The organism is Exiguobacterium sp. s11 (assembly GCF_018619015.1).
In the GTDB taxonomy this organism is placed as follows: Bacteria; Bacillota; Bacilli; order Exiguobacteriales; family Exiguobacteriaceae; genus Exiguobacterium_A; species Exiguobacterium_A indicum.
This window is the reverse complement of sequence record NZ_JACSNF010000004.1, coordinates 134170-149330: the sequence shown is the minus strand read 5'-3', so window position 1 is coordinate 149330 and position 15161 is coordinate 134170. Positions and strand designations below refer to the sequence as shown.

Here is a 15161-nt window from a genome sequence, read left to right as displayed (position 1 = left end):
ATACCATAAATGGGGTTATCCACATGTGGATAACTGGATATAATAAAACCGCTATTCTTTGCATAAGTCAAAGGAATAACGGTTTTTGTTATGATAAGCAGAGAACTGAAAAATCTATAATGATTTGGAGTGAAACATAAAAAATGAAAAAACATGTTCAAGTCGTAGGGGCTGTCATTCGCAACGATCATAATGAAATATTGTGTGCACTTCGTAGTAGCCAAATGTCATTGCCCAACTTATGGGAGTTTCCTGGTGGGAAAATTGAGCTACATGAAACGCCTTCACAGTCTTTAGTTCGCGAGATCAATGAAGAATTAAAATGTAATATTAAGGTCAAACAACCAATTGAAAAAACGACGTACGAGTACGATGCTATTATTGTTACATTGCATACGTTTGAAGCTGAAATCGTAACAGGAGAACCGATTGCCGTAGAACATGCAGAGCTTCGCTGGGTATCTGTTTCAGACCTTGATCAGCTTGAATGGGCTCCTGCTGATATTCCTGCAGTTGAGTACATTAAGAAAGAGTTTGCCACTCCTTAAACAGTTCAATTGATAGTGGAGAATGAAGTGACCAAGTCACACTAATCGGTTTAGAACCTGTACTTTGAAGATGCTTTAACTGGCCAAAGTATGTGAACGGTAGCGTTTTTCCTTGTTCTTTATCTGCTTTACGCATAAACAAATGAATACGAATTCCTTCGCTCTCATGGTTTTGATATAAAGTACCCGCTTTACCTGTAGCAGTTGCATTACTTTGAGACTGCCAGTGGAAACGATATTGATCTAAGAAATAATCGTTATATTTTAGTTGCTCATCAATGGCTTCATCTTTGTGTAAATTCACGAATAAAATGTAGTCGTCACCAGCTTGAGCTACGCCCTCACGCCAAGAACCTTCCTGACTTGGTGAACAAAGAAGACGTTGGATAACAGAACGATTGTATGTTTGATGTAATAGAAACGCCTGGTCTTCGATCAACCAGTTGATTCGATCTGGTAGTTGATGAAATGCAAGTAGACCTGCTTGGATAAAATGTATCATATATGAACGTAATTCAGTTGATTGTTGAAGTGCTTGGCCGACTGTATTTGAAAAGCGATAGCGCTCTTTTGATACAGCATCTAGCAATTGAATACGATCATTTTTAAACGCAGTAGACCAGCGTTTAAAAAGATGATGAATAATAGGTCGCTTTGAGAAAGAGTGATTCGTCGATAAGGCGAATTCTTTGAAAACTTCTTGTTCAATATCTTGAACTGAAGCAGAAGGATGATGCAGTAAATGTTTTAAAATCAGTAAGCTGAAGGGCTCACGAATTGGGAATAGTCCTTCGAGCTGTTCCACAATTTTGCGTGTAGTGTCATCGAGCAATAAACGTAGTTCTTCGTCGGTAGCATGTTTTTCAAGTTGTTTAAGACGTAATGTACTTCTCCATTGCTGAACAATACTTTCAATAGCTGGTGCGTCTTTATGCGTAACTAAATCATTTAAACTCGGAGGATTTCCGATCATGCGTGTCAGCCTTTGATAACTTTCACGGAGCTGTTTGCTAGCTGAAAACTCTATTTTTTTCATTTGTTCAATAATAAATCTTTCTGTAATTGAATCTAGAATGGCTAAAGATCCTTCCGGTAAAATCGGAAAATGCTGTTTTACAGCAGTAGCAATTTTATAACGATCAATAGAATGAAACGATTGTTGACCAGACAACACAAGCGGTGCAACAAAAGCCTTTTGGCTATTTCCGATAAAATCTAAAATCGTAACAAATTCTTTTGAGCTATGTTTACGTAAGCCTCTCCCCAATTGTTGAATAAAAATAGTAGGAGACTCCGTTGGACGTAAAAATAGCATTAGATTGACTTTTGGAATATCGACGCCTTCGTTAAACAAGTCAACTGTAAAAATATATTGCAGTGGATCTTGATCGTCCTCTAGTCGGCGAATGGCCTCTTCGCGTTCATCTTCGGACTGTTTACTTGTAACAGCCATTGCTTCAATCTGATGTCGTTTAAATTCCTGCTCCATAAACTCTGCATGATTAATATTGACGCAGAATCCTAGTCCAACAGCCTGATTACCACTGAACCCAAATTTACGAATCATTTCAACAATATAATCTGTTCGTGTTGATCGTTCGAGTGCAACAACAAGATCTTGTTCTACATAAAATCCGTTTTGTTGAGGAATAAGAGAATAATCAATCGATTCATCATCTTGAATCCCAAAATAATGGAATGGTGAAAGTAAATCTTGTGCTAAGGCATCATACAGACGTACTTCGTAAGCAACATTATAGTCAACAAGCTGAAAGATATTTTGACCATCCATTCGTTCTGGTGTTGCCGTTACGCCAAGCAAAAATTGGGGCTTAAAATAGTTAAGAATGTTTTGGTAAGAAGCAGATGAAGCATGATGGAATTCATCAATGATGATGTAGTCAAACGTATCCTTTAAAAATTGATTAAGATGAACCTCTTTTGAGAGTGTTTGAACGGTAGCGAAGGTAAATTGTGCATCTTGAATTTGTTGTGATCCTGAATATCTACCAAATGTATAACTTTCATTTGAAAAAACTTGTCTAAATGTATGCTCAGCTTGTGATAGCAATTTTCCGCGATGTGCAACAAATAACACTTTTTTAGCCTGAGCTTGACGAACATCAAATGCTGCTAAGTACGTTTTCCCCGTTCCTGTTGCCGCAATGACCATTGCTTTTGTTTCTTTTCGCTCGCGCAAACGATCCAGTTCTTCTAAAGCCGGAATCTGCATGAGGTTTGGTTCAATAACGGTGTAATCGACAGCGGGTTCGGCAATTGTATCGCGGATAGAAAATGATTTTATAGGTGGTGTTTCTTGTTGGTACTGTTCGTATTGAAGTAATAATTCTTCTGTACATACAGTCGCTTCGTGGCTGTTCCAAAGCTGTTCAAACAAGCTTTTCGCTTGAGTGACTAATGTTGTGACGGGTGTAGAAGGTATACGAATGTTCCATTCCATACCGTGTGTTAAAGCCGACTTTGATAAATTAGAGGAGCCAACAATAGCACTATCCAACTGATCAGGACGAGAAAATAAATATGCTTTCGGATGGAACGCATGATTTTTTTTAATCGGTTCATAAATTTTTACTTCGATATTGCTGAATTCCATCAAATGCCGGATAGCCTTCGCTTCTGTAATATTCATATAAAATGAAGTCAAAATGCGAATTGGTTTGTTTTGAGCTTCTGCTTCTTTTAAAGCTGGTACAAGCGTTTGGATTCCAGAATGTCGTGTAAAACTCACCATCCAATCAGCAGCAGATGCTGTCCATAATTCTTGATTGATATGATGCAATAACTGTTCTTGTTCGAGTTGGCCAGGAGCGATGAGTTCCCAAGCACGCAAAGAATTTTTATATTGTGTAGGTAAAGCATGAGTTGTGCTAGTAGAGAGTTCACGATGAAGTGGCGAGTCGATCGGAGGTTGATTTAAATGCAGGAGCCATTCATTGACTGTTTCAACCATTTGATCAGGTTCATCTTGTTTTTGTAAATGGTCTAAAGATTGATATAGTACTTGATTGAGATGTGTAAGTAATTCTGTTGTGTAGTCATGTGCTGGTACAGAGACACTTGTTGTATCGGATTGTGAGTTAGTTTCAGTTGAAGAACGTAGTGTTTCATAATAAGACATGGTTATCCTCCGAATGATAGTAAATGGTATTTACAATGAATAAATCATCAATAATATACCAATAAATAGATAAATAAAGTAAAAAAATCATCATTTAACTAAAAAGTTAAACGATGATTTTTATTTGTTAATTTGAGATTCGCTCCACAACAGCCTCAAGCGATACTTTAACATTACCAGCTAGCGCCCGCGTAATCATACACGAACCTTCCGCTTTTTCAGCAAGACGTTGTGCCTTCTCCACATCACGATCCGACAGATCAGATGGCAATAAGAGTTTCGGACGATGAATGATCGCATCGTATGTGAAGACACCGTTCGTGACATCGACGATGCCTTCAGATTCCATCGTTAACGAGACTTTTGGAATGTGACTACGCTCAAGCATCGCGGCAAGCGTGATGATATAGCACGTAGCAGCTGCCCCAAGTAACATCTCATCTGGATTCGTACCAACCCCTGGACCATCCATGGCGTCCGGAATTGAGATTTTTGTTTTTAGTTCACCCGTCTCGATCTGACCAACATCATTGCGATTGCCCGGCCAGTCTGCGGTTAAATGAAAATGGTGCTTCATGATCAATCGCCTCCATGCCTCCATCATACGTAGTTCAGCATGATTTTTCGCCTATTCTGCTCATGTACATACGAAGAGAACAATTAGCTAAAAATCTGGTCGATTTTTTCGATATCCTCTTGTGACAACTGAACATCTAACGTACGTAACGTATCCGTCACCTGATCCGGTCGTTTCGCACCAGGGATGATGGCATCGATACCGTCCTGTGCTAAATACCACGCGAGTACGACGTGTGCGACTTCCGCATCATGTGCTTCTGCGATCGGACGCAGTTGATCAACTTTTGCGAGGTTTTCTTCGAAGACATCTTTTTGGAACAAAGGATCGTTTTTTCGTAAATCATCAAACGTCGTCTCTTTCGTATATTTCCCTGCCAATAATCCAGCAGCGAGTGGGAAATACGGGACGAAGGACATACCGTTCTCAACAATATACGGGAGTAACTCTTTTTCCGCATCCCGTTTGAATAGGTTGTATTCCCCTTGGTAGACGTCGACATGTCCGTCTTTGTTCGCTTCCTTCAGTTGTTCGAGTGAGAAATTCGAGACACCGATTGCGCGAATCTTTCCTTCTTTTTTCAGTTCAGCGAGTGCTGCGACTGCTTCATCCTTTGGTGTCGATTCATCCGGAAAATGAATGTAATACAAATCGATATAGTCTGTTTGAAGACGTTTTAAACTCTCTTCGACCGATTGACGGAGAAAGTCTGGTGAATTGTTCATGACGACATTTCCGTCAACGAACTGATGCGCACCTTTCGTCGCGAGGACGACATCTTCTCGAGCGACCGTGTCGTTCCAGACCTCACCGACGAGTTCTTCCGAACGTTCTGGTCCGTAGATGAAAGCTGTGTCTAGGAAATTGATTCCTTGCTTCAAAGCGACACGAACTAGATCGCGTCCGGCTTGCTCATCGAGATTCGGATATAAGTTGTGTCCACCGACAGCATTCGTACCGAGACCGATGGGGTGAACGAATAAGTTAGATTGACCGAGTTGAACATGTTTTGTCATGAAAATGACCTCCTTAAACGATATCGAGTGGTTCTTTTTTCGTTGGTGCTGGGAACGCTTGATCAAGTGCAGCGAGCTCTTCCTCTGTTAAATTCAGAAGCGCAGCGCGACCATTGGCTTCGACATGATGTGCCTGACCAGCCTTAGGAATCGCGATGACGTCACCTTCACGAATCGCCCATGCGAGTAGAATCTGTGCCGGATCCACACCGTGTGTCTCAGCGAGTTCTTCGACAGTCGGATGATTCAGAAGTTGATCGCGTAATGAACCACCTTCTGCTAGTGGGCAATACGCCATCACTGGTATACCATGCTCACGTAGTAACGGTAATAGTTCATACTCGATTCCCCGTGATCCAAGGTGATAAAGTACCTGATTGACAGCGCATTGATCACCACCTGGCAGTGCCAACAGTTCCTTCATGTCTGATACGTCAAAGTTCGATACACCCCAACGGCGAATCTTGCCTTCTTGTTTTAAAGCTTCCAGCCCTTCGACGGTTTCTTTGAGTGGAATATCACCACGCCAGTGAAGGAGGTACAGATCGAGATAATCGGTACCAAGACGTTCAAGTGTGTTGGAACAAGCCTGCTTCAATGCTTCTCCGCCAGCGTGATGCGGATACACTTTCGAGACGAGAAAGACTTCCTCTCGTCGATCTGCAATCGCGTCGCGAATCAATTCTTCAGAAGCACCTTCCCCGTACATCTCTGCCGTATCGATGAGTTCCATTCCACTATCGAGACCGACACGGAGTGCTTCGATTTCTGCTTCGTGCTTCTCCGACTCTTCTCCCATCCGCCATGTGCCTTGTCCGAGTGCCCGAACATGCGTCTGATCGGGAAATGCCACCGTTTTTTGCTTTAATGCAGCAAGTATCAACGTCTTTTCTGTTGCGTTCATCGTTCTTCCTCCTTTAGTAGAGAGACAATAGTAGGGTTTACCACACGAACTCCGAACAAAAACGCCTTCTTCAAAAGAAGGAGACGTCACCAATGCTCAAACAAGGGACCGTGATCACCGAATACAGGATCTTGAGTTGGACGCATCACCTGACGAATACGTTGAAGATTTTCCGGGCGTTCACTTGTTTGACCTGTCAGCGTGTCGTAATCTTGACCATCCGGATAGGCACCGATTACTCGAAAGTGTCGGCTTGTATCAAGTGCTTTATGTCCTGTACCGGCAGGAAGTAAGAGAACATCTCCACTCGTCAAAGTGAAGGTCTTACCGAGCGGACCACCCAGCTGAACGGTTGCATGCCCTTCAAGAATCCCGATCACTTCATGGGCAATACTATGATAATGATGAAAGTCAAAAATGCCATCCACCCAGCTGTTACGCCAGTCATGTGCATGGAAGGTCTGTTCGATGTGTGATGGCTCTGCAAATGCATGTCGATAAATCAACACGGGGAATGTCGGGTTGTTCGGAATGTGCCCGTCATCCTCAAAGTAAAATACCTCAACGCGCATCTTCGTTGCTCCTTTCTCTGATGTGGCACAAAGTAATAATTACATCTGTAATTACCCGTAATTAAATATCATCAATCGTCCGAGCATCTTTATGGCGTAACGAATTCGGAGGTGCTAAGATGCTTAAGTTAACGAAATTACAAAGGAGGCTTTTCGATGATCGCCATCGAAGCAAAATTAGAAGTACAACCAGCAAAACGAGAAGAGTTTTTAGCAGCAACAAAAACGTTAGTAGAAGCATCACGTGCTGAAGCTGGAAACATTGGCTACGACTTGTTCCAAAGCACAGAAGACGAAAATGTCTTCATGATGATTGAAAAATGGGAAGACCAAGCTGCAATCGAAGCACACAACACGAGTGCTCATTTCGGACAGTTCGTTGCGTTTGCACAAACGGCTCTCGCTAAACCATTAGACGTTCAATCGTTCCAAGCATAATCATAAGCGATTGACGAGACACATAAGGAAGGTATTCTAGGTTCGTGACCTAGCATATCTTCCTTTTTTTGTTTCATGCGACATGATCGGTTAAAGCCCTTATTTAAATTAGAAGTATTCCACTTTTCTTTTACAATCGTATGACATTTCACTGAAACTGTTAGTTTTTCCCTGATTAGGGCATTATTCTTATAAAGACACAAAAAGGAGGCTTTTATCATGAATGAACGAACGAATGCACCAGAGTCGAAGCGATCATTCTTCAAGATGCCTCATACATATGCCATCATCATGGCAATTCTCATCATCTCAGTCATCTTGACGTATACACTTCCAGCAGGACAATTCGATCGTGAAAAGCAAGACGGACAGACTGTCGTCATCGACGGTACATATCGCGCGGTAGAGTCTGCACCTGTCAATCTTTTTGGTTTATTTGAAGCAATCCCAAAAGGTATGGAAGCAGGTGCTGCGATCATCTTCTACATCTTTCTTGTCGGTGGTGTCTTCGGTATCATTCGCCAAACCGGCGCCATTGAAGCAGGAATCAATCAATTGATTCGCCGATTCGGTCAAAAGGGGCACATCATGATTCCGATGACGATGTTCGTCTTTTCGATTGCCGGGGCGACGATCGGGATGGCAGAGGAGACAATCATCTTCGTGCCGATTGGGATCATGTTAGCGCGTGCCCTTGGATATGATGCGATGACAGGAGCCGCGATCGTCAGTCTAGGGGCGGCGGTTGGTTTTGCCGGCGGGATGTTGAATCCGTTTACGGTAGGTGTCGCTCAATCAATTGCGGAAGTACCGCTCTTTAGTGGTCTCGGGTATCGAACGGCTGTTTATATTGTATTTTTAGCGGTGACGATTCTTTATGTCATGAATTACGCACGGAAAGTTAAACACGATCCGGCGCGTAGTCTTGTTTATGATCTTGAGCAACGTCGTTCGGAAGAAGCAGCGACGACGATTTCACGCTTTTCGAAACATCATGCCTTCGTCTTACTCATTTTAATCGGTGGCATTACGCTCAATGTGATCGGAATCTTTGAGTGGGGCTGGTATTTGACGGAATTAACCGCATCCTTCTTGATCATCGGTATGATTGCGGGAATCGTTACGCTTGGTGTGAACGGTACGTTCGAGAGTTTGATTGACGGTGCGAAAGCCGTGACGTTCGGCGCATTGATTGTTGGATTTGCTCGAGCAATCGTCGTCATTCTTGAAGAAGGACGTGTTATCGATACGGTCATTTACGGCTTATCGAATGCCGTAGGACATTTGCCGACGTTCTTCGCTGTCATCGGGATGTACGCCGTGCAATTGATTACGAACTTCTTCATTCCATCTGGGAGTGGACAAGCGGCGACGACGATGCCCATCATGGCACCATTGTCCGATTTATTAGGAATCGAGCGTCAAGTGGCTGTCTTGGCATTCCAATATGGGGATGGATTGACGAACATGATTTTCCCGACGAGCGCACATTTGATGGCGTTTCTCGCGATTGCAGGCATTCCGTATGAGAAATGGTTACGCTTCGTTTGGAAACTCTTCGCGATTTGGATTGCCTTGGCATGTGCCGCCCTACTACTTGCCGTAACACTCGGTATTCAATGAAGTCGACCTTCCGGACGGATGTCCGGAAGGTTTTTCAGTTGCAGGAATCGGGAAGCGTTATCACGAACGGAATAGGTAATGACTAAAGGGGGAACTGAAGTGACATATTCAATCGTTGGGTATTGTGAAAAAGAACAAGCATGGGGCGTTGCCGTTCAGTCGAAGTTTTTAGCCGTCGGGAGCGCTGTTCCGTTTGCGAAGGCAGGAGTAGGTGCTGTAGCGACACAATCATTTGCAAACACGACGTATGGCCCTGAAGGATTACGGATGATCGAACAAGGTGCTTCAGCGGACGAAGTGTTGCGTCGATTGACGGAAGCAGATGAAGGACGAGCGGATCGTCAAGTGGGAATCATTGATGCGAATGGCAAGAGTGCGACATTCACGGGAGAGGGATGTAACGACTGGGCAGGCGGTATTGCCGGGAAACACTTTGCAGCGCAAGGGAATATTCTTGTAGACGGTAACACGGTAAAAGAGATGGCACGTGTCTTTGAATCAACACAAGGTCCGCTCGCAGAACGTTTGTTGCGTGCGTTAGCAGCTGGTCAAGCAGCAGGCGGGGATTCACGCGGAATGCAATCAGCGGCACTCCTCGTCGTCAAGGAGGGTGGCGGATACGGTGGATTCAACGACCGATATATTGATTTACGCGTTGACGATCATCCGAGTCCGATTGAAGAGCTCGAACGCATCTATCAACTGCATACACTTTATTTGCAACCGAGTAAGCCAGAAGAAATCAAGCCAATCGATGATGCCTTAGAGTCAGAGTTGATGGATAAATTATTAGCGCTTGGCTACCGCGGTGATTTCGAAGACGCGTTCCGGACGTATCTGCATACGGAAAACTTCGAGATGCGCGAACAAGCGGAGCGTGCGATTGATACACGTGTTCTCGCGTATATTCGAGCACAATGAAAAAATGACAGGATGGACCGCGGTCCATCCTGTCATTTTGTTCATACTTGTGTCGACTGGGCGCGAATCGGTACTTTGAATCCGGTCGCGATGAACCGTTCCATTTCCGGCTCGGATTTAGCGTTCAAACCAACTGTTCCGTCTCCTTTTAGTGCCACGTTCGTCAGCTTGACACGCGTGATGTCTGGACCGATCGTAATCCCATGTTTGGCGGAATCCTCAATGCGGATATCACGAAGGCACACGTCTTCAGCTCCGTTTTCTCCACCAAAGATTTGGATGTCCGTTTTCGCTTGTCGGAATCCGCTCATCTTCAACTGACTGATCGTGACGTTCCGTGCCTTATATTGAATCCCAATCATCGGTTGTTCTTGATAGTCATAATACGGATCACCGAGCACCGTAAAATCATGAATGACGACATTACGGTAAGCGGAAACAACGAGCGCACGCGGTTTTGAATTCGCATAGAGTTCCGTATATTTAGGAGTCTGAGCGATCAAACGCGTTGCGATGATATTATAAGCCGTTTGAGATGTCGGATCAGTCGCTTGATGGTGACCAATGTGTCGGAAGTTAAAGGCGCGATGATCATCAATCGATAGGTGTCCGACGATTTTGACGGTCGAGGCAGCAGAAGAGGTCGCATGTGCCTTGATCTCAAGTCCACCGAAACAACGACTTGTTGCGTTGTTGAACAACCAAACGTCGCGTGATCCATCATCGATTTCGATTCCATTTGAATTGGAGAAGCCTTCTGCATGGGCACGTCCACTTGGGTCATGCATGAAACAGTTCGAGATGAAGAGATGATCACTATGATGCGTCGTAATCCCGTCATCGCCGAATCCAGAACCGATCAATCCGTCGAACCAGATGAATGAACTACTTAAGTTCGCGCGGGCGCCGTCCCCGTTGTAATTGTAATAGGGCGTCGAGATATCGAAACAGTGAAGCCCCGGGTTGACGGCCTCGACATCAAAGACCCAGGCATAGGTGACATGCGCATATGTGAGACAACTGGAGTGGTTGCCCCATGTGCTACTTTTTTTCGCGTCACCGATGCGTTTAATGTTCCAATCGAGCGTCATTTTCTCGACGAGTAGATGATGATTACCGAGAAGATAATTTTGATTCGTCACGAGACGTCGTCCTTTTGGTGCCTCATCGTGCATCTTTAAGATTGTCTTCCCTTTACCGGCTCCTGTTAAAATCGTATAACTAGGCAAACGAATCCCTCGAACGATGTACGTACCGGCTGGGACATGGACTTGTCGATGTCCATCACCGAGTGCGTCGATGAATGCTTGTGTATCATCCGTCTGTCCATCACCGACTGCGCCAAAAGCAGTGACATCGACGGTTTCGACATCGCTGATCAAACGTTCGAACTCATGATTGAGACGACCGAACCAACTCGGTCGAATCTCATCGCGTGGTGTTACGAAAGCGGGTGTCAGCGGTAGAATATGTTTATCACGGTTCGTCAAAAATAATGGCGAGATCATCGAGCGAAGCGTTCGACTGAGGTTAGGATTGCGTCGTGGTGCGACGAATGGACTATCGTGTAGCAGTTGTTCCGCTTGTCGAACTGCTTGTTCGTTGGTTGACGTTTCAACGTATTCCTGAATCAACGCCGCATTTTGATACGGATCATGCGTGTGATCGAGTTTTAACATGAAATGGTTCCCCTCTCTGAATAGGTCTGTTTACCTTTTCCCCTCTCCTTACACAATCATTCCTCGTTTCAAGACATCCATAAAAATACACAAAAATTTTTAATATGGATTATAATGGTATTTAAAAGAGGGGGTCTTCTGATGTCACTTCGAAAACGACTCGTAATTGGTATCGGACTGATTTTGCTAATCTTAGGAATCGGTAAGCCACTGACAGAAGCGGCTGTTCAAGCACTGAAGCCAAAAGAGGTTCAGACGTCTGGAATCGAAACAAATAGATCGTGTAAACCGAATTGCAAGAAAAAGGCGAATTGTTAAACATTCGATTTCTTTCGTGGTTACCTAAAAAGAAAATGAAGAATGATGAAGATTTACGTGTTTGGGACACGAACGAAAAGCCGAAGAAGCAGAAAGACCTCAAACCGAAAAAGAAAAAGAATAAGATATTCACTATAGGGGTTGAAAATGCTGAGCGCGGTACGAACGAAAAAGGGGGATCGTCCTCATCGATCTTACTGATGAGCTTGCTTGTTTGACCTCTAGTCATCATAAGCTATATCGTTTGGCGAAAACGTCGAAAGACCAAGAAGCAGGACGAGGAATCGATCAGAGCCGACATCCCGTTACAGCCCTTAGCCAACGACTTTGTTTTAACTGAGAATCCGGTCGAGCTACCAGATGTCTGGATTCGCAAACAGCTTATCCAGTTCAATCAGATTCTCCCGGTCCGTTTACAGCGACATGATACAGAAACACTTCAGGAATGGTGCCTGCGGATCGGATTCAAACCGTCACATATCCTAATAAAAGCCTACCTCTTAGAACGCTACACAGAACGAACTGCTACGATATCGGAGATGGACAAGCAAACGATTCAGGGAGAATTTGGTGCCTTTGTCCATCAGTTTGATTGAAACCTTTTGAAAGGAATGACGTAAATGGAACAGGAAAGGGGAGATGATGATGTACCTAGCAGATGCCGTGAAATTAAAGAGTATTTTGAGGAAACAACTCGATCAGCTAATCGAAGAAATGGAGCGCGTCGCGTTCATTGATTTAGAAAAGGGAGAAGCACTCCCGACGCAACAAGGACGAACGATAACTGACGTAGAAGCCGCAATGGACATTGTGCGTTACGACATGCGGGTCTTAGATCGTCTCGTTTATGCAGCAAATTTAAACACCGTGATCGCGATGGATGAAGGAGACATGCCGCTCGTCGAAGCAATCGAGTGGGCTACCCAATTGCGGGCGAAGGCACAAAATTACCAGATGCTTGCGAGTCGACCGAAACGTGAGTTCCAATACGGATTCGAAGGGACGACGGTCATTCGCCATGCCTTGTTTGATCCCGATACTTATCGCCTAAAGGCGGAGGAAGTGGAGCGACAAGCGCACAAAGTATCAAATGCGATTAATGCTGCGAACTACCAGACGACGATCGATTTTGATGGTGGACGTTATATGTAACTTCTTGGCGTGGTGAGACTCCACGTCAAGGGGAGGGGACGGACCTCAATTTTCCTCTGTGGAGAAGAAATGGCGACGGCAAACCGATGACCACGAACCATTGACAGATTGACCTGTTACCTTTGACCACCTATGGAACCCTGATGCTTTTTCCGTCCCGCTCCCTGCCGTTTCTTTGAGAAACGGCAGGGATTTTTAGTGTGTCGATGGAAACAACAGGGTATAGAGAAGCACAAGCGAAAGGAGAGAGATCATGGAACATACTTTTTCAGCATTCGTCGTTCGAGAAGTCGATGGATCATACGAGGGGAATATCGAGACAAAGCACGTCGATGATTTACCAGAAGGAGACATCCTGATTCGTGTCACGCACTCATGCGTCAATTATAAGGATGCTTTATCGATGTCGGGTAATCGTGGGGTGACGAAATCCTATCCGCATACCCCGGGCGTTGACGCAGCAGGATTCATCGAACAAACGACTGATGAACGATTTCACATCGGTCAAGCCGTCGTCGTCAATGGCTTTGATTTCGGGATGAACACTTCGGGCGGATTTCAAGAATACATACGTGTACCAGCCGATTGGGTGACGTTACTTCCAGAATCCATTCGTCCATTAGAAGCGATGCAATATGGAACGGCCGGATTGACGGCGGCACAATCGGTTGATGAATTGTCACGAATCGTCTCGAAGGATGCAGGACCAATCCTCGTGACGGGAGCGACGGGTGGTGTTGGTACGATTGCGATCGCTTTACTAATTCGATTAGGATACACGGTACATGCCGTGACTGGAAAACGGTTAGAACAAGACCGATTGCTAAAAAAAGGGGTGGCTGAGGTACTAGACCGCACGACGTTCCTAGAAGAAACCGATCGTCCTCTAAAAAAAGGGCTTTATGCCGGCGTCATTGATACGGTGGGTGGACCTTTACTCGCATCCGTCATTCGCTTCGTACAATATGGTGGTGTCGTGACGACATGTGGAAACGTCGGTGGAGCAGAGATGACGTTGACAGTCTATCCCTTCATTCTACGTGGCGTTCGTTTGATCGGAATCGATGCGGTCCAAACTCCGATTGCATACCGAGAAAAGTTATGGCAACGTTTAGCAAATGAGTGGCAAGTCAGTCTTGCGTCAGAAGTCGATGTCAAAACACTAAAAGACTTACCAGAAATCGCAGAAGCCTTGCTGACTTCACGTCATCGTGGTCGAACTGTCATCGAAATTTAAATATTTCGAGTAAACATTGGTGGTATAGTGGGGAAAAACTGTGTCGACTTTTTCAGGAGGAACCATACATGAGTGAACACCAACAAGAACAAGAACGACAGTCTCGACAAGAAAGACGGAAACAGAAACGCAATCGTCGAGGGATTGCCTTTGGTGGTATTCTCGCGACATTATTCATCGTCGGTGGTTGGTTGTATATGTTGACGAACAACGACGCCTCTCAAGCAACATCGACGCTCGAGAAGCCGAAAACGACCGATCAAGCGACACAAAACGAGGAGTCGAAGAAGGAAACAGCAACAACGGATGATAAAAAAGAAGCGAAAAAAGAAAAGAAGAAAGTAAAGAAAAAAGCAGCAGAGTATGCGCAAGCGGCTTGGGTGACGCGTCCGTTCGCGAACGTCTATAGCGATGCGAGTCGTAGTAGTGTCATCTACAAAGCAGATTTAGGTGATGTCTATGAGGTGTTAGATGCGAAGGACGGTATGGTCCATCTCAAACTCAATGACAGCATCGAAGGATACTTACCGGAAAGTGATGTTCGTTTGGAAGCACCAAAAGGAACGTCAGACGAAGCCGTCCTTGCGGCACTCTCGCAAGCAGTCGCTAATCAACCAATCGACAAGCCGGAGCAGTATCTCGGAAAACCGATTGCTGAATTCGAAGCGAAGTATGGTGCTGTTGGTAATACACAACAAGATGCCGTCAATACGTATTACTTCTCGAATGCTGGATATCTGCTCGTCGTCTCTGACGGAATCATTGAAGCGATCGACTGGACGAATGCTTCGACTGGTGGATTATCGACACTTGGTGAACCCGTTGTCGATACGAGCTATGGTACGTGGTATGAGGGAGAATCCTTACAATTAAAAGTGTTCCCGGACAACGGAAAGATGCGTCTACGTCTTGCGCGTGATCCTGGACAAGAATGAATGAACGGCGGATTCGCTTTAAGTGAATCCGTCTTTTTTGCGCAAAAAACCTCCCGAGTCCGACACTCGGGAGGAAATATGAAAATCCTTTGGGAGGAGATT

General features: G+C 44.8%; 15 protein-coding genes. 9 read left to right on the top strand and 6 right to left on the bottom strand.

Features of this window, described 5'->3' with window-relative positions; all coding sequences use genetic code 11:
- Positions 1-143: 143 nt before the first annotated feature.
- Entirely contained in the window at positions 144-548 is a 405-nt protein-coding gene (gene mutT / locus KNQ12_RS13320; RefSeq protein WP_058704348.1) for an 8-oxo-dGTP diphosphatase MutT, read from the top strand.
- Here mutT and KNQ12_RS13315 read toward each other — a convergent pair.
- From KNQ12_RS13315 to KNQ12_RS13295, 5 genes are all read right to left on the bottom strand, one after another.
- Positions 523-3687: a DEAD/DEAH box helicase gene (locus KNQ12_RS13315; RefSeq protein WP_133208436.1), complete on the bottom strand. Its 3165-nt coding sequence runs from the start codon at positions 3685-3687 to the stop codon at positions 523-525. The two genes, mutT and KNQ12_RS13315, sit on opposite strands and share 26 nt — an antisense overlap.
- Before the next feature lie 127 nt (positions 3688-3814).
- Positions 3815-4267, bottom strand: coding sequence for an OsmC family protein (locus KNQ12_RS13310; RefSeq protein WP_133208492.1), 453 nt, complete (start codon positions 4265-4267; stop codon positions 3815-3817).
- Positions 4268-4347: 80 nt separating this feature from the next.
- Positions 4348-5280, bottom strand: a complete 933-nt coding sequence (locus KNQ12_RS13305; RefSeq protein WP_214748822.1) for an aldo/keto reductase — start codon at positions 5278-5280, stop codon at positions 4348-4350.
- A 13-nt stretch (positions 5281-5293) separates the two neighbouring features.
- Entirely contained in the window at positions 5294-6184 is an 891-nt protein-coding gene (locus KNQ12_RS13300) for an aldo/keto reductase (protein WP_214748818.1), read from the bottom strand.
- A gap of 86 nt (positions 6185-6270) precedes the next feature.
- A complete protein-coding gene (locus KNQ12_RS13295; RefSeq protein WP_214748814.1) occupies positions 6271-6756 on the bottom strand; it encodes a cupin domain-containing protein in 486 nt (161 codons plus the stop codon).
- Positions 6757-6912: 156 nt separating this feature from the next.
- On the opposite strand from KNQ12_RS13295, the gene KNQ12_RS13290 reads away from it, so the two are divergent.
- From KNQ12_RS13290 to KNQ12_RS13280, 3 genes are all read left to right on the top strand, one after another.
- Positions 6913-7194 (top strand): putative quinol monooxygenase, encoded by a 282-nt coding sequence (locus KNQ12_RS13290; RefSeq protein ID WP_087681678.1) that lies wholly within the window; start codon positions 6913-6915, stop codon positions 7192-7194.
- A gap of 219 nt (positions 7195-7413) precedes the next feature.
- Positions 7414-8817: a YfcC family protein gene (locus KNQ12_RS13285; RefSeq protein WP_214748810.1), complete on the top strand. Its 1404-nt coding sequence runs from the start codon at positions 7414-7416 to the stop codon at positions 8815-8817.
- A 99-nt stretch (positions 8818-8916) separates the two neighbouring features.
- Positions 8917-9738, top strand: coding sequence for a DUF1028 domain-containing protein (locus KNQ12_RS13280; protein ID WP_050677198.1), 822 nt, complete (start codon positions 8917-8919; stop codon positions 9736-9738).
- Between the two features lie 41 nt (positions 9739-9779).
- On the opposite strand, the gene KNQ12_RS13275 is transcribed toward KNQ12_RS13280, so the two are convergent.
- Positions 9780-11417, bottom strand: coding sequence for a glycosyl hydrolase family 28-related protein (locus KNQ12_RS13275; RefSeq protein ID WP_214748806.1), 1638 nt, complete (start codon positions 11415-11417; stop codon positions 9780-9782).
- Between the two features lie 141 nt (positions 11418-11558).
- Here KNQ12_RS13275 and KNQ12_RS13270 point away from each other — a divergent pair, with 141 nt between their 5' ends.
- The 5 genes from KNQ12_RS13270 to KNQ12_RS13250 all read left to right on the top strand — a co-directional run bounded on the left by KNQ12_RS13270 (position 11559) and on the right by KNQ12_RS13250 (position 15059).
- Positions 11559-11735 (top strand): hypothetical protein, encoded by a 177-nt coding sequence (locus KNQ12_RS13270; RefSeq protein WP_214748802.1) that lies wholly within the window; start codon positions 11559-11561, stop codon positions 11733-11735.
- Complete coding sequence (locus KNQ12_RS13265; RefSeq protein WP_214748799.1) at positions 11711-11953, top strand: hypothetical protein; 243 nt, start codon at positions 11711-11713, stop codon at positions 11951-11953. Before KNQ12_RS13270 ends, KNQ12_RS13265 begins: the two co-directional genes overlap by 25 nt.
- 427 nt (positions 11954-12380) lie before the next feature.
- Positions 12381-12887 (top strand): hypothetical protein, encoded by a 507-nt coding sequence (locus KNQ12_RS13260; protein ID WP_214748797.1) that lies wholly within the window; start codon positions 12381-12383, stop codon positions 12885-12887.
- Positions 12888-13140: 253 nt separating this feature from the next.
- Positions 13141-14124, top strand: a complete 984-nt coding sequence (locus tag KNQ12_RS13255) for a YhdH/YhfP family quinone oxidoreductase (RefSeq protein WP_214748794.1) — start codon at positions 13141-13143, stop codon at positions 14122-14124.
- Positions 14125-14192: 68 nt separating this feature from the next.
- Positions 14193-15059, top strand: coding sequence for an SH3 domain-containing protein (locus KNQ12_RS13250; protein WP_214748791.1), 867 nt, complete (start codon positions 14193-14195; stop codon positions 15057-15059).
- Positions 15060-15161 lie beyond the last annotated feature (102 nt).